The organism is Streptomyces sp. CB02414, assembly GCF_001905385.1.
GTDB lineage: Bacteria > Actinomycetota > Actinomycetes > Streptomycetales > Streptomycetaceae > Streptomyces.
The window spans coordinates 509691-532978 of the sequence record NZ_LIPF01000007.1 but is presented as its reverse complement, the minus strand read 5'-3'; the positions used below and the strand labels follow the sequence as shown (position 1 = coordinate 532978).

At 72.7% G+C, this 23288-nt stretch carries 18 protein-coding genes and 1 pseudogene; 5 read left to right on the top strand and 14 right to left on the bottom strand.

Features of this window, described 5'->3' with window-relative positions; translation table 11 throughout:
* Positions 1 to 3: 3 nt before the first annotated feature.
* From AMK11_RS24835 to AMK11_RS24815, 5 genes are all read right to left on the bottom strand, one after another.
* Complete coding sequence (locus AMK11_RS24835; RefSeq protein ID WP_073730226.1) at positions 4 to 2049, bottom strand: glycoside hydrolase; 2046 nt, start codon at positions 2047 to 2049, stop codon at positions 4 to 6.
* 131 nt (positions 2050 to 2180) lie between these two features.
* Positions 2181 to 4226 (bottom strand): beta-galactosidase, encoded by a 2046-nt coding sequence (locus AMK11_RS24830; RefSeq protein WP_073730225.1) that lies wholly within the window; start codon positions 4224 to 4226, stop codon positions 2181 to 2183.
* 65 nt (positions 4227 to 4291) lie between these two features.
* The gene (locus AMK11_RS24825; protein ID WP_073730224.1) at positions 4292 to 5632 is read right to left on the bottom strand and encodes an ABC transporter substrate-binding protein; all 1341 of its coding nucleotides are present in this window, start codon (positions 5630 to 5632) and stop codon (positions 4292 to 4294) included.
* A gap of 77 nt (positions 5633 to 5709) precedes the next feature.
* A complete protein-coding gene (locus tag AMK11_RS24820) occupies positions 5710 to 6663 on the bottom strand; it encodes a carbohydrate ABC transporter permease (protein ID WP_073730223.1) in 954 nt (317 codons plus the stop codon).
* Between the two features lie 6 nt (positions 6664 to 6669).
* On the bottom strand, positions 6670 to 7596 hold the full coding sequence (locus tag AMK11_RS24815) for a carbohydrate ABC transporter permease (protein ID WP_073730222.1): 927 nt from the start codon (positions 7594 to 7596) through the stop codon (positions 6670 to 6672).
* A gap of 261 nt (positions 7597 to 7857) precedes the next feature.
* Between AMK11_RS24815 and AMK11_RS24810 the strand changes: the two genes are divergently transcribed.
* On the top strand, positions 7858 to 8844 hold the full coding sequence (locus AMK11_RS24810) for a LacI family DNA-binding transcriptional regulator (RefSeq protein WP_073730221.1): 987 nt from the start codon (positions 7858 to 7860) through the stop codon (positions 8842 to 8844).
* Between the two features lie 24 nt (positions 8845 to 8868).
* Here the strand turns inward: AMK11_RS24810 and AMK11_RS24805 are convergent, their stop codons facing one another.
* Positions 8869 to 9687, bottom strand: coding sequence for a sigma-70 family RNA polymerase sigma factor (locus AMK11_RS24805; RefSeq protein ID WP_073730220.1), 819 nt, complete (start codon positions 9685 to 9687; stop codon positions 8869 to 8871).
* A gap of 218 nt (positions 9688 to 9905) precedes the next feature.
* Between AMK11_RS24805 and AMK11_RS24800 the strand changes: the two genes are divergently transcribed.
* Positions 9906 to 11708: a thiamine pyrophosphate-requiring protein gene (locus AMK11_RS24800; protein WP_073730219.1), complete on the top strand. Its 1803-nt coding sequence runs from the start codon at positions 9906 to 9908 to the stop codon at positions 11706 to 11708.
* Positions 11705 to 12742 (top strand): SDR family oxidoreductase, encoded by a 1038-nt coding sequence (locus AMK11_RS24795; protein ID WP_073730218.1) that lies wholly within the window; start codon positions 11705 to 11707, stop codon positions 12740 to 12742. Before AMK11_RS24800 ends, AMK11_RS24795 begins: the two co-directional genes overlap by 4 nt.
* A gap of 374 nt (positions 12743 to 13116) precedes the next feature.
* On the opposite strand, the gene AMK11_RS24790 is transcribed toward AMK11_RS24795, so the two are convergent.
* Both AMK11_RS24790 and AMK11_RS24785 read right to left on the bottom strand, forming a co-directional pair.
* On the bottom strand, positions 13117 to 13719 hold the full coding sequence (locus AMK11_RS24790; protein ID WP_073730217.1) for a PepSY domain-containing protein: 603 nt from the start codon (positions 13717 to 13719) through the stop codon (positions 13117 to 13119).
* Between the two features lie 53 nt (positions 13720 to 13772).
* Entirely contained in the window at positions 13773 to 14570 is a 798-nt protein-coding gene (locus AMK11_RS24785; protein WP_073730216.1) for a ribonuclease BN, read from the bottom strand.
* Between the two features lie 179 nt (positions 14571 to 14749).
* Between AMK11_RS24785 and AMK11_RS24780 the strand changes: the two genes are divergently transcribed.
* Both AMK11_RS24780 and AMK11_RS24775 read left to right on the top strand, forming a co-directional pair.
* Positions 14750 to 15796 (top strand): glucose 1-dehydrogenase, encoded by a 1047-nt coding sequence (locus AMK11_RS24780; RefSeq protein WP_073730348.1) that lies wholly within the window; start codon positions 14750 to 14752, stop codon positions 15794 to 15796.
* A 59-nt stretch (positions 15797 to 15855) separates the two neighbouring features.
* Positions 15856 to 16983: an enolase C-terminal domain-like protein gene (locus tag AMK11_RS24775; RefSeq protein WP_073730347.1), complete on the top strand. Its 1128-nt coding sequence runs from the start codon at positions 15856 to 15858 to the stop codon at positions 16981 to 16983.
* Between the two features lie 13 nt (positions 16984 to 16996).
* Here AMK11_RS24775 and AMK11_RS24770 read toward each other — a convergent pair whose 3' ends face one another.
* The 6 genes and pseudogenes from AMK11_RS24770 to AMK11_RS24745 all read right to left on the bottom strand — a co-directional run.
* On the bottom strand, positions 16997 to 17401 hold the full coding sequence (locus AMK11_RS24770) for a hypothetical protein (RefSeq protein WP_073730215.1): 405 nt from the start codon (positions 17399 to 17401) through the stop codon (positions 16997 to 16999).
* Positions 17402 to 17499: 98 nt separating this feature from the next.
* Complete coding sequence (locus AMK11_RS24765; RefSeq protein ID WP_073730214.1) at positions 17500 to 18723, bottom strand: cytochrome P450 family protein; 1224 nt, start codon at positions 18721 to 18723, stop codon at positions 17500 to 17502.
* A 147-nt stretch (positions 18724 to 18870) separates the two neighbouring features.
* Positions 18871 to 20184: a cation:proton antiporter gene (locus AMK11_RS24760; RefSeq protein ID WP_073730213.1), complete on the bottom strand. Its 1314-nt coding sequence runs from the start codon at positions 20182 to 20184 to the stop codon at positions 18871 to 18873.
* A gap of 49 nt (positions 20185 to 20233) precedes the next feature.
* Complete coding sequence (locus AMK11_RS24755; RefSeq protein WP_073730212.1) at positions 20234 to 20926, bottom strand: GAF and ANTAR domain-containing protein; 693 nt, start codon at positions 20924 to 20926, stop codon at positions 20234 to 20236.
* 82 nt (positions 20927 to 21008) lie between these two features.
* The gene (locus AMK11_RS24750) at positions 21009 to 21653 is read right to left on the bottom strand and encodes a response regulator (RefSeq protein WP_073730211.1); all 645 of its coding nucleotides are present in this window, start codon (positions 21651 to 21653) and stop codon (positions 21009 to 21011) included.
* 398 nt (positions 21654 to 22051) lie between these two features.
* Positions 22052 to 23263 (bottom strand): annotated as a pseudogene (locus tag AMK11_RS24745) (sensor histidine kinase); the annotation flags it as partial.
* Positions 23264 to 23288: the final 25 nt, after the last annotated feature.

The window sequence follows — 23288 nt, the reverse complement described above, 5'->3', positions numbered from 1 at the left end:
GGCTCAGCCGGCGGACACGTCGGTCACCGTCCAGCGCTGGTTCGCCCCGGAGTTGGGCGGCCAGGTGGTGGCGGCCGCACCCTCGTGCGTCGCCTGGCCGCCGACTTCCAGCAGGCGGCCGGTGGCGGCGTTGACCAGGGTCCAGGTGCCGTCACCGGTGGTCGACATGATCCACTCGGTGGCCCGGTCACGCCTGCCGGTGTCCGGTTCGGCGACCGGGACGTCGTCACGCACGGCGAGCCGCGTGCCGTCCTCGGGGTTGGTGAAGACGTACCGGTCGCGGACGCCGCTGTCGTGGCGCACCGCGCTCAGCCGCCACCGCTGGGCGCTGGTGCCGTTCCCGTCGCCGAGGACCAGGCCCCTGCCGTCGTCCGCGACGGTGACGGCCTTGCCGCTCTGCACGCCGGTCAGGGTGTAGGTGTGGCCCTTGCGCAGCAGGGCGGCGTCCTTCGCGACGCCGGAGACGCCCTCGATCTCGAAGGAGGTCACGGACTGCGCGGGCACGGTGAAGGTGGCCGCGCGGTCGCTCACCCTGATCGGGGACTGCCGCTCGAGCTTGCCGTCCGCGCTGGTCACGACCGGGGTGACGGTGGCGCGGCGGCTGACGTCGCGGAACTTGGAGAGGTCGATGGTGACGGTGCGGGCCTCGCTGGTGCGGTTCACGTGGACGAGCGAGGCGCCCTTGCCGTCGCGGGTGACGGCGGCGGCGCTGGAGGTGTCGTCCGTCTTGATCAGCCGGTCGCCTGGCTTGATGAAGTGGGTGAAGTTGCGGGCGGTGTCGAACTTGGTGTTGGTCCGGATCGGGCAGGTCTCCAGGGTGTCCTCGGCGGTGCAGTCGAAGGGGAGCTGGATGCTGCCCCAGTTGCCGCCCCTGTCGGACTCGCCGCCGGGCTTCATGTTGTCGTAGTCCTCGACGGGCTGCCAGAACACCCAGGCGCGCGGCTCCAGTTCGCGCAGGTCGTCGACGATGTGCTGGGCGAGGCCGAGGCCGGGCCGCATGTCCTCGAAGTCCTGGCCGTCACCCCAGTCGCCCCCGACCTCGCTCATCCACAGCGGCTTGTCCGCGGCCTTGGCGAGGTCCCGGACCGTCGTGCGCTGTCCGGTGCCGTAGGTGTGGACGTTCATCTGGCCGACGAGGGCGCGGTCGGCGGGGGAGTAGGCGCCCCAGTTCTTGGCGAAGGTACCGGGGTTGGTCTCGTCCATCGCCGAGATGTCCGCGCCGACCTTCGCCTCCTTCAGCGCGGGGGCGAGCGCCTGGAGGACCTTCCGCTGCAGCTCGGGGCCCATGTGCGCCCCTTCCTGCCGGCCGCCGACGGGCTCGCCGTCCGGGCCGAGCCGGGTGCCCCAGTAGGGGGTGTTGGGCTCGTTGAACGGGTCGACGGTGTCGACCTCGATGCCCTCGGCCCGCTCCAGCCGCTTGGTCGCACCAGCCAGGTAGGCGGCGAAGTCGTCGACCGACTCGGTCTTCAGCTGGTCGGCGGAGGAGTCGAAGCCGCCGGAGACGTAGCCGCTGACGGTCATGAACCAGGGCGGGGAGTTACTGAACGTCTCCCAGTGGTCGATGTCGTCCTTGATGCGCTCCACCCACCAGCGCTGGGTGGCGTCGGCGTCCTCGTTCCAGTCGGCAGGGTCGTCCGCGCTCCACCAGTCGGTGTCCTCGCGGGTGGTGCCGGCGGGCGCCCGCCACCAGCCCTCGACGGCGCCGCCGGCCCGCAGGTAGTCCTGCACGTCCGGGGCGTTGCCGCCGCCGATGTTGTAGCGGGCGATGTTCAGGCCGAGGCCCTGGTCGTCGAAGAGGAGCCGGGCCAGCTTCTCGCGGATCTCGGGCGGGTAGTCGCCGGTGGCGTTGGCGAACCAGACCAGACTGGTGCCCCACCCCTCGAACCTCTCCTGCCGGTACGAGGGGTCCGGCCGCACGGTCACGGAGGCGGCGGCCCGGGCGTCCTCCGGTCCGGCCTGGGCGGGTACGCCGATCAGGCCGGCCCCCGTGGCCAGTGCGGTCAGGACGGCGCCCGTGAGGAGGCGTCTGCTGCGGGTACGGCGTGCCATCGTGTGCTCCCAACTGGAAGGTGTGGTCGCTGCGGTGGCCCCTGGAGCCCGGTTCCGGGCAGGAGGGGGCGGCCCCGGAGCGGCGGTGCGCCGCTCCGGGGAGACGGGGTGGGGTGGTACGGGAGGCGCGCTCAGCCGGTGGGCGTGCGCAGGACGGCGACGCCCCGGCCCGCGAGGACGACGGCGCCCTCGCCGCCGGTGCCGCCCACCAGGACCTCTCCGGCGAGCCCGGGGACGGTGACCGGCTCGTCGGTCCGGTTGACCAGGAACAGGAACCGTCCGCCGGGGCCGCGGCGCACGGTGGCCTCCACCCGGCCGTGCACCTCGGCGGGCAGGTCGCTCGTCACGCCGGCCGGCTCCAGCAGCCGCGGCAGCAGCGCCGCCAGCCCCTCGGCGCCGAGCCGGGTGGAGACGTAGGCGGCCGATCCGCCGCCCGTCGGGCGCCGGGTGACGGCCGGGCGGCCCGCGTGCGTGCCCGTGCGGTAGCGGGCCAGGACCTCGGTCTCCGGCGCGGTCACGGTGATCTGGTCGGTCCACAGGCTCCCGGTGCCCGCGCCGTCCAGCTCCACCGTCCGCCCGGCGGGCAGCGGACCGAACTCCTCGACGCGGATGCCGAGCAGGTCGCGCAGGGCGCCCGGGTAACCGCCCAGCCAGACGTGGTCGTTCTCGTCCACGATGCCGGAGAAGTACGTGGTGACCAGGTGCCCGCCCTGCTCGGCGTACCGGGTGAGGTCCTTGGCCAGCTCGGCCGGGACCAGGTGCAGCACCGGGGCGATCACCACCCGGTGGCGGCTCAGGTCGGCGCCGGTGGGGACCACGTCGGCACGGATGCCGAGGGAGAGCAGCGCCGAGTACCAGTCCAGCGCCTCCCGGTGGTAGTCGAGCAGCGAGGTGGGGTGCGAGTCCTGCTCGCTCGCCCACCAGGACTCCCAGTCGAAGAGGATGCCGACCTCGGCGGGCTCCCGCTCGCTCCCGGCGACCGGCGCCAGCGTCTTCAGCGTGTCGCCGAGCGCGGAGACCGCGCGGAACAGGTCGCTGTCGGCGCCGGCGTGCGGGACCATCGCCGAGTGGTACTTCTCGGCGCCCGCCGCCGACTGGCGCCACTGGAAGAAGCAGACCGCGTCCGCACCGTGCGCCACGTGCGTCAGCGAGTCCCGGGCCAGCTCGCCCGGCCGCTTGGCCAGGTTGACGGGCTGCCAGTTCACGGCGCTGGTGGAGTGCTCCATCAGGAACCAGGGCCGGCCGCCCGCGATCCCGCTGGTGAGGTTGGCCGAGAAGGACAGCTCGTCACGGTCCCGGGGGCCCGGCACGACGTAGTGGTCGTTGGCGACGAAGTCCACCTCGGCCGCCCAGTCCGCGTAGTTCATGCCCTTGGTGCCCGGCATCACCATGAAGTTGGTGGTGACGGGGACGTCGGGCGTCAGCTCCCGCAGGACCTCGCGCTCCGCCCGCAGATGGTCCTTGAGGGCGTCGGACGAGAAGCGTTTGAAGTCCAGCTGCTGGGTGGGGTTCGGGTGGGAGGCCGCCAGCCGCGGCGGCAGGATCTGCTCCCAGTCGCTGTAGCGCTGGGACCAGAACGCCGTGCCCCAGGCGTCGTTGAGGGCGTCCAGGGTGGCGTACCGTCCGCGCAGCCAGTCGCGGAAGGCGCGGGCCGCGTCGTCGGAGTAGTCGTACACGTTGTGGCAGCCCAGCTCGTTGTTGACGTGCCAGGCGACCAGGGCCGGGTGACCGGCGTAGCGCGCCGCCATTTCGCGGACCAGACGCAGGGCGTGCTCGCGGAAGACCGGCGAGGTCGGGCGCCAGTGCTGGCGCGCGCCCGGCCACAGGGTCTCGCCCCGGTCGGTGACGGGGAGGATCTCCGGGTGCGCGGCGGTCAGCCACGGCGGTGGGGACGCGGTGGCGGTGGCCAGGTCGACGCCGACGCCGTTCTCGTGCAGCAGGTCCATGACGTCGTCGAGCCAGCCGAAGTCCCAGGCGTCCGGGCCCGGCTGGACGCGGGCCCAGGAGAAGATGCCCACGGACACCACGTTGACGCCGGCCTCGCGCATCAGCCGTACGTCCTCCTCCCACACCTCCCGGGGCCACTGCTCGGGGTTGTAGTCGGCGCCGTAGGCGAGACGGGGGGCGGGCGCGCCGTCCGTCCCGCGGGTCAGACGGGACAGGAGGGTGGAGATCATGGCGGTCCAGGTCCTTCCGGTGTGTTGCGTCAGCAGTTCTCGACTGCTCCTCGGCTGTGACTCGGCTACTTCTCGACGGTGAAGCCCTGCTCGGTGCCGTACTCGACCGACGCCTCCTGCCAGGACTTCAGGCCCTCGGTCAGCGTGGTGTCCGAGACGTAGGCCTGGCCGACGGTGTCGTTGAAGATCGAGTTGGCGTACACCTGGTAGGGCAGGTACGACCAGTCGTCGGCGACGTTGGCGGCCGACTCGGCGAAGATCTTGTTGGCCTTCTGGCCGCCGAAGTAGGGGAACGCGGTGTCCTGGAACTCCTTGGACTCCAGGTCGGCGGTGGTCGCCGGGAAGGCGCCGTTCGCCAGGCGGGTCTGCACGCCCTCCCCGGCGTTGGCGTACTCGACGAAGGCGTACGCCAGCGCCTCGTCGCCGCCCAGCTCCGGAAGGGCCAGGGCGCTGCCGCCGTTCTCCGCGCTCGCCCCGGCGCCCGCCGTCCACTGCGGCAGCGGGGCGACGCGCCAGTCACCGGCGGCGTCCTTCACGCCCGAGGCCAGGTTGGCGGGCATCCAGGCGCCCGTGGCCAGGGTCGCGATGGTGCCGTCGCCGAGGCCCTTGTACCAGTCGTCGGTCCAGCTGGTGACCGGGGCGAGCAGCTTCTCGTCGATGAGCTGCTGCCAGGTGCCGGTGAACGCCTTCGCGCCCTGGTCCGAGAAGTCGATCTTCACCTCGGTGCCGTTCACCGTGTAGGGGCGCGAACCGGCCTGCCAGAGCATGCTGGTGGCGAACCCCGCGTCGCCGGTGTCGGCGGTGATGTACGCCTTGGGGTCCGCCTTGTGCAGCTTGCGGGCGGCGTCCAGGTACTCGGTCCAGGTGGTGGGCACCTCGATGCCGTGCTTGTCGAAGACCTTCTTGTTGTAGAACAGCGCCATCGGGCCCGAGTCCATCGGCAGGCCGTACACGCCGTCCCCGCCGGCCTTCACACCGTTCCACGGGCCGGGGGAGAACGTGCCGGAGAGCTTGTCGGCGCCGAAGCCCTTGAGGTCGGTGAGCTGCTTCGTCAGCGCGTACTGGCCCATCGCGTAGTACTCGATCTGCGCGACGTCCGGGACGCCCTTCTTCGCCGATATCGCGTTCTGCAGCGCGGTGTACTGGTCGGCGTTGGTGCCCGCGTTGACGAGGTCGACCTCGACGCCGGGGTACTTCTTCTCGAAGTCGGCGGCCACCTGTTCCAGCGTGGGCTCCCACGCCCAGACCGTGATGGTGCCGCCCTTCTTCAGGGCGGCCTGGATGTCCTCCTGCGAGACCGCCTTCTGGCTCGACCCCCCGTCGTCGGAACCGCAGGCGGTCACCCCCAGGGCGAGGGCGCAGACGAGGCCGATGCCGCGCAGCAGGCGGCGCGAGTGCTTGTGCATGGGCGAGCTTCCACTTCTTCGTGGGCCGGGACCGGCACCGTTGAGGGTTGGCGGGGCGGGGAAGGGCAGGGGAGCGGCTACTCCTTGACGCTTCCGGCGGCGAGTCCGGACTGCCAGTACCGCTGGAGCAGCAGGAACGCCGCGATCAGCGGCAGGACGGTGATGAGCGACCCGGTGACGACCAGGTTGAAGACGGCCTCGCCGCCGGCGGTCGCGGCCTGGGCGTTCCAGCTGTTCAGACCGAGGGTCAGCGGATACCAGTCGGGGTCCTTGAGCATGACCAGGGGCAGGAAGTAGTTGTTCCAGGTCGCGACCATGGTGAAGAGCAGGACGGTGACGATGCCCGGGGCCAGCAGCGGCAAGGCGACCCGGAAGAAGGTGCGCACCTCGCCGGCGCCGTCGATGCGGGCGGCCTCCATCAGCTCGGTCGGGATGGCCTCGCTCGCGAACACCCACATCAGATACAGGCCGAACGGGGAGATCAGGGACGGGATGATCACCGCCCAAGGGGTGTTGGTGAGCCCCATCTTGCTGAACATCAGGAAGGTCGGCACCGCCAGCGCCGTACCCGGCACCGCCACCGCGCCGATGACCACGGCGAAGACGGCCCGGCGGCCCGGGAAGTCGAACTTGGCCAGCGCGTAGCCGCCGAGCACGGCGAGGAAGGTGGCGCCGCCCGCGCCCAGACCCACGTACAGCAGGGTGTTGAGCAGCCAGCGGGTGAAGACGCCGTCGTCGTAGGTGAACGTCTGGCCGATGTTCTCCCACAGCGCGAAGTCGCCGTCGAACCACAGGCCGAAGGAACGGGACAGCCCTTCCTGGGTCTTGGTGGCGCTGACCGCCAGCCAGATCAGCGGCACCAGGCTGTAGAGCAGCACCAGTGAGGTGAGCAGGGTCAGCAGGACGCTGCGCCGGGGCTTGTCGGCGGAGTGCCGGCGCCGGGGCGTGCGCAGCCGGGGCGGTGCGAAGCCCGGCGTGCCGGAGGGCTTGGCCGCGCCGCGGTCGGAGACGGTGACGACAGGACTGGTCATCGCTGCTCACACTCCCTTGCGCATGCCGCGCAGCTGGACGACGTAGGCGATGACCATGGTGATCAGCCCCATGACGATGGCGACCGTCGCGGAGTAGTTGTGCTGCTGTCCGTTGAAGGAGAGCGAGTACGTGTAGAAGTTCGGCGTGTAGTCGGTCGTGATGGCGTTGGGCGCGAGCGGCTGGAGGATGCTGGGCTCGTTGAAGAGCTGGAAGCTGCCGATGATCGAGAAGATCGTCGCGATCACCAGGGCGCCGCGGATGGCCGGGAGCTTGATCGCGGTGATCACGCGGAGCTGCCCGGCGCCGTCGATCTGTGCGGCCTCGTACAGGGAGTGCGGGATCACGCGCAGCGCCGAGTAGAAGATCAGCATGTTGTAGCCGGCGAACTCCCAGGTCACGATGTTGCCGATGGAGGCCAGTACCAGGTCGGGGGAGAGCGGGTCGGGCAGCGAGACGCCGAAGGCGCTGTTGATGTCGCCGACCAGGCCGAAGCGGGTGCCGTACATGAAGCCCCACATCAGGGTGGCCACCACGGCGGGCACGGCGTACGGCAGGAAGATCGAGATGCGGAAGAAGTCCCGGCCGTACAGGCGTCCGCTGTCCAGTGCCAGGGCCACCAGGAGCGCGATGCCCAGCATGATCGGCACCTGGACGGCCAGGAAGAGCGAGACCCGGCCGAGCGAGGCCCAGAACCGGTCGTCCCCCAGCGCCTGCGTGTAGTTGTCCAGGCCGACGAAGGTGGTGCCGCCGATCAGCTGGTCACGGAAGAGGCTGAGGTAGACGGAGTACGCGATCGGCGCGAGGAACACCAGGGCGAACACGGCCACGAAGGGCCCCAGGAAGCCCCACCCCGTCCAGGAGCGGCGGTTCCGCCTCGCCCGGGGCGGGGCCGGCCGCGGCGCGGCGGCGGCCGGTGGTTGCAGCGTCGTCATGTCGTCCTCGCTCGTCCATGTCCTGAACTCCGCTGATGTTTGCGTAAACATCGCGCACCGCGAAAGGGCGTCGAGCTGATATGTTTACGTAAACATGTGATGGCGGCATGTCTACACTGCCCCGATGACGACGGTCAAGGGTCCTTTCGCACCCGGACCCGACAGCGACAGATAGGCGGCTGACGGCGAGTGAGCACGGCTGAGGAAGTCCCGGCGAGCGCACCAGCGCGTCCCCCGCGCGGGCGGGAACGCACAGCCTCCATGGCGGACGTCGCCCGGCTGGCCGGGGTCTCCTCGCAGACCGTCTCCCGCGTCTCCAACGGCTACGCCGGAGTGACCGAGGAGACCCGGCGACAGGTGCTGGCGGCCATGAAGGAGCTGGGCTACCGGCCCAACAGCGCGGCCCGCGCGCTCAAGCGCGGCGAGTTCCGCACCATCGGCGTCATCACCTTCTCGCTGGCCACCACCGGCAACGTGCGCACCCTGGAGGCCATCGCCACCTCCGCGGCGAGCGAGGGATACGCGGTGACCCTCCTGCCGGTCGCCGTCCCCACCCAGGACGAGGTGCGGGGCGCCTTCTCCCGGCTGGAGGAACTCGCGGTCGACGCGGTGATCGTCATCATGGAGGTGCACCTGCTGGACGCGGCGACGCTCCAGCTGCCGCCCCACGTCCAGGTCGTCGTGGTCGACTCCGACGCCGGCGACCACTACACGGTCGTCGACACCGACCAGGCCGGCGGCACCCGCGCCGCCGTGCGCCACCTGCTGGACCTCGGGCACGCCACCGTCTGGCACCTCGGCGGACCCGAGGACTCCTTCGCCGCCCAGCGTCGCACGGACGCCTGGCGGCGCACCCTCACCGAGGCCGGCCGTACCCCGCCGCCCCTCGTGCGGGGCGACTGGTCGGCGGAGTCCGGCTACCGGGCCGGCCTCGGACTCGCCGCCCGCGCGGACTGCACGGCCGTCTTCGCGGCCAACGACCAGATGGCTCTCGGCCTGCTGCGCGCCCTGCACGAGCGAGGGCGGCGCGTCCCCGAGGACGTCAGCGTCATCGGCTTCGACGACATCGCCGAGGCCGGTTCCTTCCTGCCGCCGCTGACCACCGTCCACCAGGACTTCGCCGAGGTGGGGCGGCTGTGCGTCGAGGCGGTGATGCGCAAGATGCGCCAGGACGGCCCGGAGCGGGGCACGACGCTGGTGCCGACCCGGCTGGTGACCCGGGCGAGCACGGCACCGCCACCCCGGTAGCGGCGGCCCGGGTGCGGGCGCCCGTCAGCCCGTCAGCAGCCCGCGCCGCAGACGGGCGCAGGTCCGCGCCAGCAGCCGGGACACGTGCATCTGTGAGATGCCGACGGCGTCCGCCACCTGCCGCTGGGTCAGACAGTCGCCGAAGTACAGCCGCAGGATGGTCCGCTCCCTGGCCGGCAGCTCGGCGACCAGCGACCTGAGCGCGACCAGGTCGGTGACCAGTTCCAGCCTCGGGTCGTCACCGCCGATGGTCTCCGCGAGGGCGACGCCCCGGCCGGTGCCGCGCGCCTCGTCCACGGACAGCGGGTTGCGTGCCCGGTCCGCCCGCAGGGCGAGCCGCACCTCCTGCTCGTCGATGCCGGTGAGCGCCTGGAGGTCGCGGACCGTCCCGCCGTCGGCGCGCCCGGCCCTGCGCATCTCCTCCTGCGCGAGCCGCACCCGGCGGTGCTTGTCCTGCAGCCGCCGCGGCACGTGCACCTGCCAGGTGAAGTCCCGCAGATACCGCTTCAGCTCGCCGTCGATCGTGGGCACGGCGTAGGACAGGAAGGCGTGCCCCAGCCCGGGATCGAAACGGTCCACCGCCATGACCAGCCCGAGACACGCCACCTGGTCGAGGTCCTCACGGCTGCGGTCCGGACAGCCGTAGCGGCGGGCGATCCGCCGGGTGACCGGCAGGCAGGCCGTGACGGCCGCCTCCCGCAGCTCCTCCCGCTCCCGGCCCCGGGGGCACGCGGCCATCCGGTGCACGAGCTCCTCCTCGGGCGTCCGGCCGCCCGGCCCGTCCGGCTCCCGCACCGTGCCGGGGGAGGGGCGCGGAGTACGGGCGGTGATCGCGACAGACATGCGGTCCACTTTCCGGTCCAGGGGGTACGGCGCGGAAGTCCCGGGCGTGCGTGGGGTTCCGTGCCCGCCGACGGCGCAACGGGTGCCCTCCCTTCTTTGCCCTATGCAAACGTCGGTGGGTTCGTCGCCGAACGGGTGAGTACCGCCCGGTTTACGAGCGGCCGGGGAAGGCAACTCCACAAGCCGACCGTTGTCCCCCCACGTCCCGGGAGAGCCTCATGACCCAAGTCGCCGACTATGTGCTCCAGCGGCTGTCCGAGTGGGGCGTCCAGCGTGTGTACGGCTATCCGGGTGACGGCATCAACGGTCTGCTCGGCGCGTTCGACCGGGCCGACGGCGACCCGGAGTTCATCCAGGCCCGGCACGAGGAGATGTCCGCGTTCATGGCCTGCGCGCACGCGAAGTTCACCGGCGAGGTGGGCTGCTGCGTCGCCACCTCCGGCCCGGGTGCCGTACACCTGCTCAACGGCCTCTACGACGCCAAGCTCGACCACCAGCCCGTGGTCGCCGTGGTCGGCCAGCAGAAGCGGCTGTCGCTGGGCACCCACTACCAGCAGGAGATCGCCCTCGACCAGCTGTTCGCGGACGTGTCCGAGTTCTGCCAGATGGTCGTGCACCCGGGCCAGGCCCGGCACGTGATCGACCGCGCCTTCAAGACCGCGCTGACCACCCGGGGCGTCGCCACGATCATCATTCCGAACGACGTGCAGGAGGAGGACGCCATGCCCTCCCCGCCCAGGGAGCACGGTTCCGTCTTCTCCAGCGTCGGCTGGAGCCGCCCCCGGGTGCTGCCCGACCACGACGAGCTGCGCAAGGCCGCCGACGTCCTCAACGCGGGCGACAAGGTCGCCATGCTGGTCGGCCAGGGCGCCGCCAACGCCGAGGCCGAGGTCATGGAGGTGGCCGAACTGCTCGGCGCCGGCGTCGCCAAGGCGCTGCTCGGCCGCGAGGTCCTGCCCGACGACCTGCCGTACGTCACCGGACCCATCGGTCTGCTGGGCAGCAAGGCCAGCGACAAGATGATCCAGGGCTGCGACACCCTGCTGATGGTCGGCAGCAGCTTCCCGTACTCGGAGTGGCTGCCCGAGGAGGGGCAGGCCAGGGGCGTCGAGATCGACATCGACGGACGCATGATCGGCATCCGCTACCCCATGGACGCCCACCTCGTCGGCGACTCCAAGGAGACCCTTCGGGCCCTGATCCCGCTGCTCCAGCGCAAGAAGGACCGGGGCTGGCGGGAGAAGATCGAGAAGGACGTGCGGGAGTGGCACGACCTGGCCGACCGCTGGGCCGGCGAGCACTTCGGCAAGACCATCAACCCGCAGGCCGTCGCCGCCGAACTCTCCACCCGCCTGCCCGACGACGCCATCCTCACGGCCGACTCCGGCTCGGGCACCAACTGGTGGGCCCGGCACCTCAAGCTCCGCGAGGGCATGCGCGCCTCGCTGTCCGGCACCCTGGCGACGATGGGCCCCGGCACCCCGTACGCCATCGCCGCGCGGTTCGCGTACCCGGACCGGCCGGTGATCGCCTTCGTCGGTGACGGGGCGTTCCAGATGAACGGCATGAACGAGATGATCACCGTCAAGCGGTACCTGGACCGCCTGTCGGGTCCGGCGCCGTTCGTTTTCTGCGTGTTCAACAACCAGGACCTCAACCAGGTCACCTGGGAGCAGCGCGCCATGGCCGGCGACCCCAAGTACCCCGGCTCGCAGGACATCCCCGACGTCCCCTACGCCGCCTACGCCGAACTCCTCGGCCTCAAGGGCATCGTCTGCGCCGACCCCAAGAAGGTCGGCGACGCCTGGGACGAGGCGCTGTCCGCCGGCCGGCCCGTGGTCCTGGAGTTCAAGGTCGACGCGGAGATCGCGCCGATCCCGCCGCACATCATGAAGGAGCAGGGCAAGAAGGCCGTCAAGGCCGCGCTGCACGACCCGGAAGCCACCGGGATCGCCACCAAGGGCGTACGCCAGAAGCTCACCGAGTACGCCGAGCACCTGCCGGGCCGGGGCAAGAAGTGAGCGGCACCCCGCGCCGGAGCAGGAACGGCACCGAGGTCGTCGTCGTCACCGGCGCGACCGGCGGCGTCGGCCGGGCCACCGCACGGGCCTTCGGCGCCCGCGGCAGTGCGGTGGCCCTGCTCGCGCGCGGCGAGCACGCCCTCGAACGGGCGGCCGAGGAGGTCCGGGAGGCGGGCGGACGCGCGCTGCCGCTGGCGGTGGACGTCTCCGACGCCGAAGCGGTGGACGCGGCGGCCGGCCGGATCGAGGCGGAACTCGGCCCGATCGACGTGTGGGTGAACGCCGCCTTCTCGACCGTCTTCGCGCCCGTCGCGGAGATCAAGCCCGAGGAACTGAAGCGGGCCACCGAGGTCACCTACTTCGGCTTCGTCCACGGCACCCAGGCCGCCCTGCGGCGCATGACCCCGCGCGACCGCGGCACCATCGTCCAGGTCGGCTCCGCCCTGGCCCAGCGCAGCGTCCCGCTCCAGGCGGTGTACTGCGGGGCCAAGCACGCGATCCAGGGTTTCACCGAGTCCCTGCGCTGCGAGCTGCTGCACGACCGCAGCGGGGTGCGGGTGACCATGGTGCAGATGCCCGGCCTCAACACGCCCCAGTTCAGCTGGGTCCTCACCCGGCTGCCCCGGCACCCCCGCCCGGTGGCCCCCGTCTACCAGCCCGAGGTCGCCGCCGAGGCGGTCCTGTACGCCGCGGACCATCCCGAGCGGCGCGAGTACTGGGTCGGCGGCTCGACCGTCGCCACCCTGCTGGGCCAGAAGCTCGCCCCGGGGCTCCTGGACCGCTACCTGGCCCGCACCGGCTACGACGGGCAGCAGACCGACGAGCCCATCGACCCGTCCCGGCCGGTCAACCTCTGGAAGCCGCCGGACGACACCGCCCCCGCCGACTACGGTGCCCACGGCATCTTCGACGACGAGGCCCACCCGCGCAGCCTCCAGTTCTGGCTCTCCCGCCACCGCCGCCCGCTCGCCCTGGCCGCCGCCGTGACCGGAACGGCAGCCGCCGCGCGCGTCGCCCGAAGGACGTGGACGTAGGTCCGTCCGGGAGAGGCACCAGGGTTTTCCGGGCGCCAGACCGCCCGGCTTCCGGGTGTCGGGGGGCGGTTGCCGGCTGTGCCGGGCGGTTGGCCGTATGCGGGTGATGATCGCGTCCGAGGGCGGGACGCTGTGGCGTTCATGGGTGTTCGCCCCGGCGCCGGGTGTGTGCGGGCCCGGTCGGCGGTGCGTGCGGGCACCGGGCCGGGCGATGGTCCCGGTCCGGCAGGGGACCGTGCCGGTCCGGCAGGACACGGTCCGGTTCGTGCCCGTCTCCGCCGGGCGGCGGCCCGGTTCGTGCCCTCTCGGCCGGACCGGCCGGTTGCGCGCCGGTGCCGGCACGGCAAGCCCGCCCGCTCCCGTCCGTCCGCGACTCACGCGCCGGGTGGGGCAGTCCGCCGGTCGAGTACCTTCTTCGTCACCGCGTCGACCAGGTAGGTCTGTGTGTGGTCCCGGCGCACGGTGGTCACCTCCACGGACCACACCGTGCGAGCCTGCCGGTCCTGCTCCAGGCGGACGCCGGACACCTTGCCGAAGTCCGGGCTCTTCACCTGCTCGACCGCCTCCTCGGGCAGCACCTCCGCCGAGTCGGCCAGCGCGGCGACCCGCTCCTTGTCCGCGGCCGTCTGCCCGCCCGGCACGGCGGCGCCCAGCAGCCGCCCGTGCACGGCCCCGACGCGGACCACGTGAACGGTTCCGTCCCGGCCGGCGACCCGGGTGTACCAGACGGGTTCCGGCTCGGTTGCCCCGCGCAGCGCCACCGAGAGCAGTTGGCTGCCGGACACCTCGTCGAGCGCCTCGCGCACGGCACGGTCGTAGGGCGCCTCGACCTGTGGCAGCACCTCCGGGCGCGGCGAGGGCGGTGGGCCCTCGCAGGCGGCGCCCGTGACCAGCAGCACGCCCGCTGCCACGGACGCGGAGACCCACGGGACGCGGGCGCGACGCCGGGCGCCGGTGCACATCAGGAGGCGGACCATGGAACGTATGCCTTTCCGGTAGCGGGAGGGGAGAGGACCGAACGACCGACAGCTCACTCCCGGTCGATCGTGCGTGTCCACCAGTGGTGCTCGCAGAACCAGTGACCGACCATCGCGCCGCCGAACACGACGAACCCCACGCCGATCAGCCAGGACTCCACCACCAGCACGATGCCGACGGTGCCGTAGCTGATCGCGTTGTCCAGGATGAGCGGGGTGAAGACCAGGTACGAGAAGCCCCGCAGCCCGATCAGCCCGATCATGGTCGCGACGGCTCCGGGCAGCAGGTCCCGCCAGCGGACCTGGCTGCCGAGCAGGAAGTGCTGTCCCCACCAGAAGAACAGCATGCCCGTCGCCGTGGACAGCGCGATCCGCAACGACCCGTGCAGCGCGGTCCGCGTCTGGACCTCCTGGTAGAGGTAGGCGGTCAGCATGACCACCCAGGTCAGCTGGCGCCACACACGGTGCCAGGGGCCGGAGGGCAGTTCCCAGATGCGCTCGTAGCCGTTCTGCACACTCGCTGCGAAGGACACGCCGAACACGGCGAGCGCGATGCCGCCCCAGACACTGGTGGTGCCGATGACCTTGGTCGGCGGACTGATGATGTCGGTCAGCACCTTGGCGGACCGGCCGGACAGTCCCATGCCGTCGGCCAGCCAGGACGCGAAACCGCCGCGTCCGAGCGGGTCGAAGGCGGCCACCACGATGAGCAGCGGCGCCAGGGTGACCAGCGCGAGGGTGGCGAACCCCATGGCACGGTGCATCAGCTCCAGGTCCCGGCCGCGCCGGACCAGGGCGGAGGCGGCCAGCCGGTCCCACACACGGTGGAACGGCTGCCAGAACCGGTTCACGGAGTGCTCCTCGGGCGGGTCCTTCCGATGGCTCGTGGACGCGCAACTGAGTGACCCGGGACGGCCTGGGCAAACGTGCCGCCACCCGGACGCCCGCCGCACACCCGCGGACGGCCCACGCATGCGTCGGGCGGGGCGGGGAACCGGCCCCGGGAGGGCGAGCCGAGAGGATGACCATCATGCGCGCACTGACCGTCCGCCCGGGCCGGGACGGCTCACTCGGCGTGGAGGAGGTCCCGGACCCGGAACCGGCCGCCGGTGAACTGCTGGTCCACGGTCTGGCCCTCGGCGTCTGCGGCACGGACCGGGAGATCGCCTCGGGCGCCTACGGCCAGGCCCCGCCGCACCACGACCGGCTGGTCCTCGGCCACGAGTCGCTGGGCCGGGTGGCCGAGGCCCCGCAGGGCAGCGGCTTCAGCCCCGGCGAGCTGGTGGCGGGCGTGGTGCGACGCCCCGACCCGGAGCCCTGCGGCGCCTGCGCGCACGGCGAGTTCGACATGTGCCGCAACGGCCGCTACCGCGAGCGCGGCATCAAGGAACTCGACGGCTACGGCGCCGAGCTGTGGCGCCTGGAGCCGGATTACGCGGTGCGGATCGACCCGGCCCTGGGGCTCACCGGCGTGCTCATGGAGCCGACCAGTGTCGTGGCCAAGGCCTGGGAGCAGATCGAGCGGGTCGGCGCCCGGGCCTGGTTCGAACCCCGCACCGTACTGGTGACGGGGGCCGGCCCCATCGGGCTGCTCGCCGCCCTGCTCGGACGGCAGCGCGGCCTCGACGTGCACGTCCTGGACCGGGTCACGGACGGCCCGAAGCCGGACCTGGTGCGCGCCCTCGGCGCCGCCTACCACAGCGACGCGGCGGACGACGTGCTCGCCGCCGTACGCCCCGACGTGGTGGTCGAGGCCACCGGCGCAGGCCGGCTGGTGTTCGACGCGATGCGCGGGACGGCGGCGTACGGCGTCGTCTGCCTCACCGGCGTCTCGCCCACCGGCCGGTCCCTGACCGTCGACGCCGGCACGGTCAACCGGGACATCGTGCTGGAGAACGACGTCGTGGTGGGCTCCGTCAACGCCAACCTGCGCCACTTCCGGCAGGCCGCCGACGCGCTGGCCCGGGCCGACCGGGACTGGCTGGACCGGCTCCTCACCCGCCGGGTCCCCCTGGCCCACGCGACCCGGGCCTTCGAACGGAGCCCCGGCGACATCAAGACGGTGATCACGCTGTGACGCCGGTCCCCGGGCCCGGTGACCGGCAACCGGCTCCGCGAACGGCCGACGCGACGGCACTGGACTCGTGCACGGTCGACGCGGTCGACGTGCACGCCTTCGAGGTCCCCACCGACGGCCCGGACGGCAGGGAGCAGGACGGCACCCTGGAGTGGGACTCCACGACCCTGGTCCTCGTACGCGTGCACGCAGGCGGCCGCACCGGCCTCGGCTACACCTACGGGGACCTCTCCGTCGCCTCCTTCGCGCAGTCCGTGCTGGCGCCGGTCGTCGAGGGCGGGGCGGTCTCCTCACCGCCGGCGCTGTGGGAGCGGATGGGCGCGCGCATGCGCAACGCCGGCCGGCCGGGCGTCGGGGCCATGGCCCTGTCCGCCGTCGACGTGGCGCTGTGGGACCTCAAGGCGAGGCTGCTGGACCTGCCCCTGGTCCACCTCCTGCCGGCCCACCACGACCGCGTCCCGGTCTACGGCAGCGGCGGCTTCACCAACTACCCCCTGGACCGGCTCACCGACCAGCTCTCCGGATGGGTCGAGCAGGGCATCCCCCGGGTGAAGCTGAAGACCTCGCGCACCCCGGAGGCCGACGCGGACCGCCTGACCGCGGTGCGCCGGGCGGTCGGCGACGGACCGGAAGTGTTCACCGACGCCAACGGGGCGCTCGGCCGCAAGGAGGCGCTGTACTGGGCGCACCGGTTCCACGACGAGTGGGACGTGCGCTGGTTCGAGGAGCCCGTCACCTCCGCGGACCTGGAGGGTCTGTGCATGCTCCGGGACCGGGGGCCCGCCCGTCTGGAGATCACCGCGGGCGAGTACGCCTTCACCGCGCAGGACTTCGCCAACCTCACCCAAGGGCCGGCTGTGGACTGCCTCCAGGCCGACGTCACCCGCTGCGGCGGCATCACCGGCGTACTGGAAGTCGCCGGCCTGGCGGCCGTCCGGCACCTTGACCTGTCCGCCCACTGCGCCCCGGCCGTCTCCGCCCACGCCTTCTGCGCCGTGCGCCGGCTGCGCCACCTGGAGTACTTCCACGACCACGTCCGCGTCGAGCGGCTGCTGTTCGACGGCACCCTGTCACCCGACGGCGGCGCCCTGCGCCCCGACCCGGGCCGGCCGGGGCTGGGACTGGACGTCAGGTGGCCGGACGCGGAGCCCTACCGCACGTACGGGACCCGCCCGGCCACGGCTTGATCACGGGACCGGATCACGGGTCCATGCGCTGTTGCTGCTCGCGCATGCGCTCGTTGTGCCAGGCGATGGCGGCCCGTATCTGCGAGTCCTGGAGGCCGGTCCGGCAGCCGAGCTGGTCCATGGACAGCGCCGTCGGTCCCGTGGTCAGGGCCCGGGTGAGTTTCGCCGCCCACAGCTCCTCGTCCACGAAGGGCCGGTGCGCGTAACCGTCCTTGATCACATCGAAGTGGTCGTCGCAGCACGTCGTGATGAGCCGCAGCCCGTCGAACCACTCCTTGCCGGCGTGCGCCGCGGAGGAGTCCGGCACGTAACCGCTCACGGCCTCGTCCTTGGGAAATATCCTGGCGCACAGGTCGCACAGCTCCATGGGGACCGGCTTCGCGGCCCGGCGGCCCTTCCTGCCCTTGCGCTTCCACATGGCGACTCCCGGGGATCGGCGTCCGGAATGCCGGAGTTACCCGAAGGGCGGGGTGCAAACGCCCCACTGGTGAAGGTACGGGGCGCGGCCGGAAGGCGCTAGACCAGCCTGACCGGCAGCTCGTACAGGTCGTTCTGCGTGACCACCGGTTTGTTGCGCAGCTCGGACGCGGGTACGGCCAGGTCCAGCCGCGGGAAGCGGGCGTAGAGCGCGGGCAGCGCCACACCGGCCTCCAGCCGGGACAGGGCCGCGCCGGGGCACACGTGCGGGCCGTGCCCGAAGGAGATGTGCCGGCTGGGCGAGCTGCGGGTGATGTCGAACTCGCCCGCCGCGGGACCGTGCGCCCGCTCGTCCCGGCCCAGCGCGCCGTACGACACGATCAGCGCGTCCCCGGCGGGTATCACCCGGTCGCCGACCGGGACGTCCTCGGTGGCGAAGCGGATCAGGACGTGGGACGTCGGGGTCGAGTAGCGCAGCGTCTCCTCGACGACCGCGGACCAGTCCGCCTCACCGGAGAGCACCAGGGCCCGCTGTTCGGGGTGGGTGGACAGGTTGACCACGGAGTTCACGATCAGCGAGATCGTGGTCTCGTGCCCCGCGGCCACCATCAGCTGGAGCGTGGAGACGATCTCCGCGTCGGTGAGGTGGTCCCCGTCCTCGGAGGCCAGGATCAGCGCGCTGGTCAGGTCGTCGCCCGGCGCCGCGCGCTTCGCGGCGACCGTGTCGGCCATGGTCCCGGCCAGTTCGGTGAGGGTAGCGACGACCTGATCGGGCGGTGTCTGCGTCGAGAAGAACCTCTCGAACAGCACCTTCAGCCGCGGCAGCCGCGCCTCCTCGATGCCCATCAGGTCGGCGACGACGTACATCGGCAGCGGGTGGGCGAAGGCGGCCTTGAGGTCGACGACGCCGCCGTCCGCGGGCAGTTCGTCCAGCAGACGGCCGGTCAGCTCGGTGATCCGCCCCCGCATGTGCTCCACCCGGCGCACGGTGAGCGCCTGCGCCACGAGGGTGCGCAGCCGGCGGTGCTCGGCACCGTCCACGGTGAGCATCGAGCGGCCGGGGTTGGCCAGCCCGATCAGCGGCCAGTCCGCGGGTATCTCGCCGCGTCGCCACGCACCCCACACGTCGATGTCCTTGACCAGACGGGGGTCCGTCAGGAGGGCCCGGGCCTCCGCGTGGTGCGTGACCGCCCAGACGGGCACGCCGCCCGGCAGCTCCACGGCCGCGAGCGGTCCGGCCGCGCGCAGCCGGGCACTCTCGCCGTCCAGGTCGGTGACGAACGGGTCCAGCGGAATCCGGGCTTCTTCGGTGCCGGTCGTCATGCTGACGTGCCTCCAAGGAGCGGGCGGAAGCGCGCCGGAACGGTCACACGGCACGCAACAGGCGATCACTATAAGGGAGTTCATGATCCGGTCGAGAAGGTTCGCGTTCGATCGCCGCATGCTTGGGGGCGGTCCGGGACGGCCGGGTCACAGCCGCTCGCCGGCCACGTCGTCCTCGCCCGGCGTCCGTCCGGCGGGCCGCCGGCCGCGGGCCCTGAGCAGCCTGAGCCGGTCCAGGCGGGAGATCGCGGGGGAGGCGGTCACCCCGTGCAGGACGACGGAGGCGAGCACCGTGAACGCCACCACGGCCCACAACTCCCCGGCTGGCACGTGGAAACCCTCCGTACCGAGGGCGTGCGCCAGGTAGAACAGCGAGCCGATGCCGCGGATGCCGAAGAAGGCGGTCACCGCACGTTCCCGGGGTCCGGCCGCGGCGCCGAACTGCGCGACCCATCCGGTCACCGGCCGGACCACGAGCAGCACGAGCAGACCGACGGCCGCGCCCCGCCAGGTCAGGTCGGCCAGGGCGCCCTGCGCCACGCACGCGCCCAGCAGGAAGAGGAGACCGGCGGTCAGCAGTCGTTCGACCTGCTCCACGAAGTCGTGCAGCACGGTGTGGTAGCCGTGGTCCCGTTCGGCGGCGCGGATGCGGCAGGCGGTGACGAAGACGGCCAGGAAGCCGTAGCCGTGGGCGAGTTCGGTGACCCCGTAGGAGAGGAAGGTGGCACCCAGGGCGACGAAGCCCTCCCGGTGCTCGGACAGCCGTACCGCCTGCCGGCCGGCCCGGAAGAAGAGCCAGCCGAGCAGCTTGCCGACGGCCAGGCCGCCCAGGACGCCGATCAGGCACCCGTACAGCAGGTCGACCAGCAGCCAGTGGCCGACCCAGTCACCGGACAGGCCCGTGCCCGCCGCGGCGGTCAGCGCGATCGCCGCCATGACGACGGGGAAGGCGAGGCCGTCGTTGAGGCCGGCCTCGCTGGTGAGCGCGAAGCGCACCTCGTCCTCGTCGTGCTCGGAGTCGGTGGGCGCGCCCACCCGTACCTCGGAGGCGAGCACCGGGTCGGTGGGCGCGAGCACGGCCGCCAGCAGCAGCGCCGCGGCCGGCGGCCAGTCCAGCAGCCACCAGGCCAGCAGCCCCGTGACCGCGACGGTCAGCGGCATGGTGATGCCGATCAGCCGCCAGGGCGCCTGCCAGCGCCGTAGGCCGAACGGGCGGTTGAGCGCGAGGCCGGCGCCCATCAGGGAGACGATGACGCACATCTCGGTGAGGTGTTCCACCCACACCCGGTCGCGGACCAGGTCGATCTCCGGGAGCGGGGTGGGCAGCAGTTGCAGGGCGACGCCGAAGGCCAGGAACACCAGCGGCATGGACAGCGGCCGCCCGGCCACCAGTCGCGGCAGCACGGCCGCCGCGAGCGCGCCCGCCCCGAGCACGGCGAAGAGGAAGTCAGCCAAGGTCACCGCTGTCGTGTGCCCGCCGGGGCGGAGCGGTACGCCATCCGGTGCCGGCTCAGGACAGGCCGCCCTCCTCGACCACCCGGCGGGCGACCTCGCGGAGCTTCACGTTGTGGTCCTGCGAGTACCTGCGCAGTGTGGCGAAGGCCTGGTCCTCGGTGATGCGGTGCCTGCCCATCAGGATGCCCATCGCCTCACCGATGGTGTGCCGGGTGCCGATGGCCTGCTGCAGCTGGGCGTGCGTACGGGCACTGGAGAAGGCGACCGCGGCGTGCGAGGCGAGCAGCCAGCCCGCCGTCTCACTGGCCGCCGTGAACGCCCCGGGCCTGAAGGAGTAGAGATTGAGTGCCCCGAGGTCCTCGTCCTCGGTGAACAGCAGGAACCCCATCATGCTGCCCAGATTCAGCTTGCGGGCCTCGGGAACGTACTTGGGCCAGCGCCGTGCCTGGTCGGTGAAGTCGGCGATCCGGAACTGCCGCTGCCCCTCGGCGGTCCGCGCGGCGTCGAAGCACGGGCCCTCGCCGACGCGCCCCTGGAGTTCGTCGCTGTCGACGACCACCTGGTCGGTCGGGGCGAGGGACTGCACCTGGTTGCCGCGCAGGATGAGGATGCCCGCGGCGTCGCAGCCCTCCACCAGTTCCGTCGCGGAGAAGGTGATCCGCTTCAGTGTGTCGTTCACCGACTCCTGCGCCAGGAGATCGCGCGCCAGCGACGCCATCTGCTCGGCGAACCCGCGCCAGTCGTCCATGCCGCCTCCTCCTCGCTCCGTGCAAGGGTTCCCACGAAGCGCCGGAAGACAACCGCGGGCCGGCGAGGACTCCCGGTCCGGCTCAGCGCCGGATCAGGCCGAGGGCCGTGGCGGCGGCGACCGCGGCGGTGCGCGAGTCGACGTCCAGCTTGGTGTAGACGCGGGCGAGGTGTGACTTGACGGTGCCCTCGGTCAGCTGGAGCCGGGCGGCGATGTGCTGGTTGGACAGGCCCTCGGCTACCAGGGACAGGACCTCGGTCTCACGGCGGGTCAGCGAGGTGTGCGGCTCCCGCAGGCGCGTCATCAGCCGGTCCGCGACCGTCGGCGCGAGCGCGGTGCGGCCCGCGGCCGCGGTGCGCACCGCCGCCGCGAGGTCCTCGGGCGGCGCGTCCTTGAGCAGGTAGCCGGTGGCGCCGGCCTCGATGGCGGGCAGGGTGTCGGCGTCGGTGTCGTACGTCGTGACGATCAGGACGCGCGGCGCGCCCGCCCGCGCGGTGATCGCGGCCGTGGCCTCCGCGCCGCCCATGCCCCCGCCGAACCGCAGGTCCATCAGCACCACGTCGATGTCGCCCCGGCCCGCCCGGGCGACGGCCTCCTCGGCGGTCGCCGCCTCGGCGGCCACGGTGATGCCGTCCTCGGTCTCCAGCACCGCGCGCAGCCCCGCGCGGACGACGGGGTGGTCGTCGGCGAGCAACAGACGGATCGGCGTCGGGGCGGTCTCGGTCACGGGTGTGCCTCGGGGTCGTCGGGTGCGGGTGCGGGTGCAGGCGCGGGCTCGGGTGCGGTTTCGGGTGCGAGGGCAGGCGCGGGGCCGGGCTCGGGTGTCTGCTTGGGTTTGGCTGCGGTGTCGGGGCCGGGTGCAGGTTCGGGATCGGGTGCGGGCTCGGGTGTGGAGGCGGGCCCGGGTGTCTGCCTGGGTTTGGCTGCGGTCTCGGGGCCGGGTGCGGGTGCAGGTTCGGGATCGGGTGCGGGCTCGGGTGTGGAGGCGGGCCCGGGTGTCTGCCTGGGTTGGGCTGCGGTCTCGGGGCCGGGTGCGGGTGCCGGTGCGGTTTCGGGTGCGGGTGCAGGCGCGGGGCCGGGCTCGGGTGTCTGCTTGGGCTTGGCTGCGGTCTCGGGGCCGGGCGCGGGTGCCGGTTCGGGATCGGACGTGGGACCGGGCGCGGCTTCGAGCGGGACGCGCGCGGAGAGTGCGGTGCCGTACCCGTGGGCGGACTCGACGGTGAGCGTGCCGTGCAGGGCGTGCACGCGGGCCCGCATCGCCGGCAGACCGAAGCCGCCGCCGTCCGGGCCGGGCGCGGAGACGGCGCCGGGATCGAAACCCACCCCGTTGTCGGTGACGCCCAGGGTGACGCAGTCGTCGAGGTAGGCCAGGGTCACCTCGGCCTTTCCGGCCCGGGCGTGCCCGACCGTGTTGGCCAGCGCCGACTGCGCGACGCGCAGCAGGGCGACCTCCTGCGCGGTGGACAGCGGGTGCGGCCGGCCGGTGAGGCGGAAACGGACGTCGAGACGGTGCCGGTCGGTCGCGGTGGCGCACAGGCGCTCCAGCGCGTCGGCGAGCGTGGTGTCGTCCAGGGCGGGCGGGGCGAGCGCGGCGACGAGCCGGCGGGCCTCGGCGAGATTGTCCAGCGCGGCCTGGCGGGCCTGGCCCACGTAGGTGGTGGCGGGCCCCGGCCCCTCGGGCAGGGTCCGCTCGGCGGCGCGCAGCAGCAACTGGATGCTGGACAGGCCCTGGGCGAGGGTGTCGTGGATCTCCCGGGCCAGGCGTTCGCGTTCCTCCAGCACCCCCGCGGCCCGCTGGGCCTCGGCCAGGTCGGCGCGGGTGACCGTGAGCTCCTCGATGAGCCGCCGCCGCTCCTCGCTCTCGCGGTACAGCGCCTGGTAGCCCCACACCACCGCCACGGCCACGGCGGCCCCGAGCCCCGGGCCGATCACGGTGGCCGCCGAGAACGTGCCCTGGTGGGCGGCGAACGCCGCGATCGCCGCGGCCGCCGTGGCGACGACCGCGGTCAGCCCGGCCCGGCGGGAGAGCAGATGGAGCTGGAGGAAGTACAGCGGGAACGCCAGCCACACCCCCTCCGCGGACAGCGCCAGCAGCGCGAGCCACACCGCGCCGACCGCGCCCAGCCACAGCGCGGCCGCACGGCGCGACGAACGGACGGATTCGAGCGCGGGGCCCAGGGCGTACACCACGCCCACCACCGCGGCCACCAGGACGACGGCGGGTGCGTGCGGCCGGTCGTCCGCCACCGCCCGCACCGCCGGAAGGGCGAGCAGGCCGGCCACGAGCAGGTGCAGGCTCCAGGTCAGGGCCCGGGAGGTGGGAGTCAGCGCGTTCACGATCGTTCCAGCGTACGGACCGTGC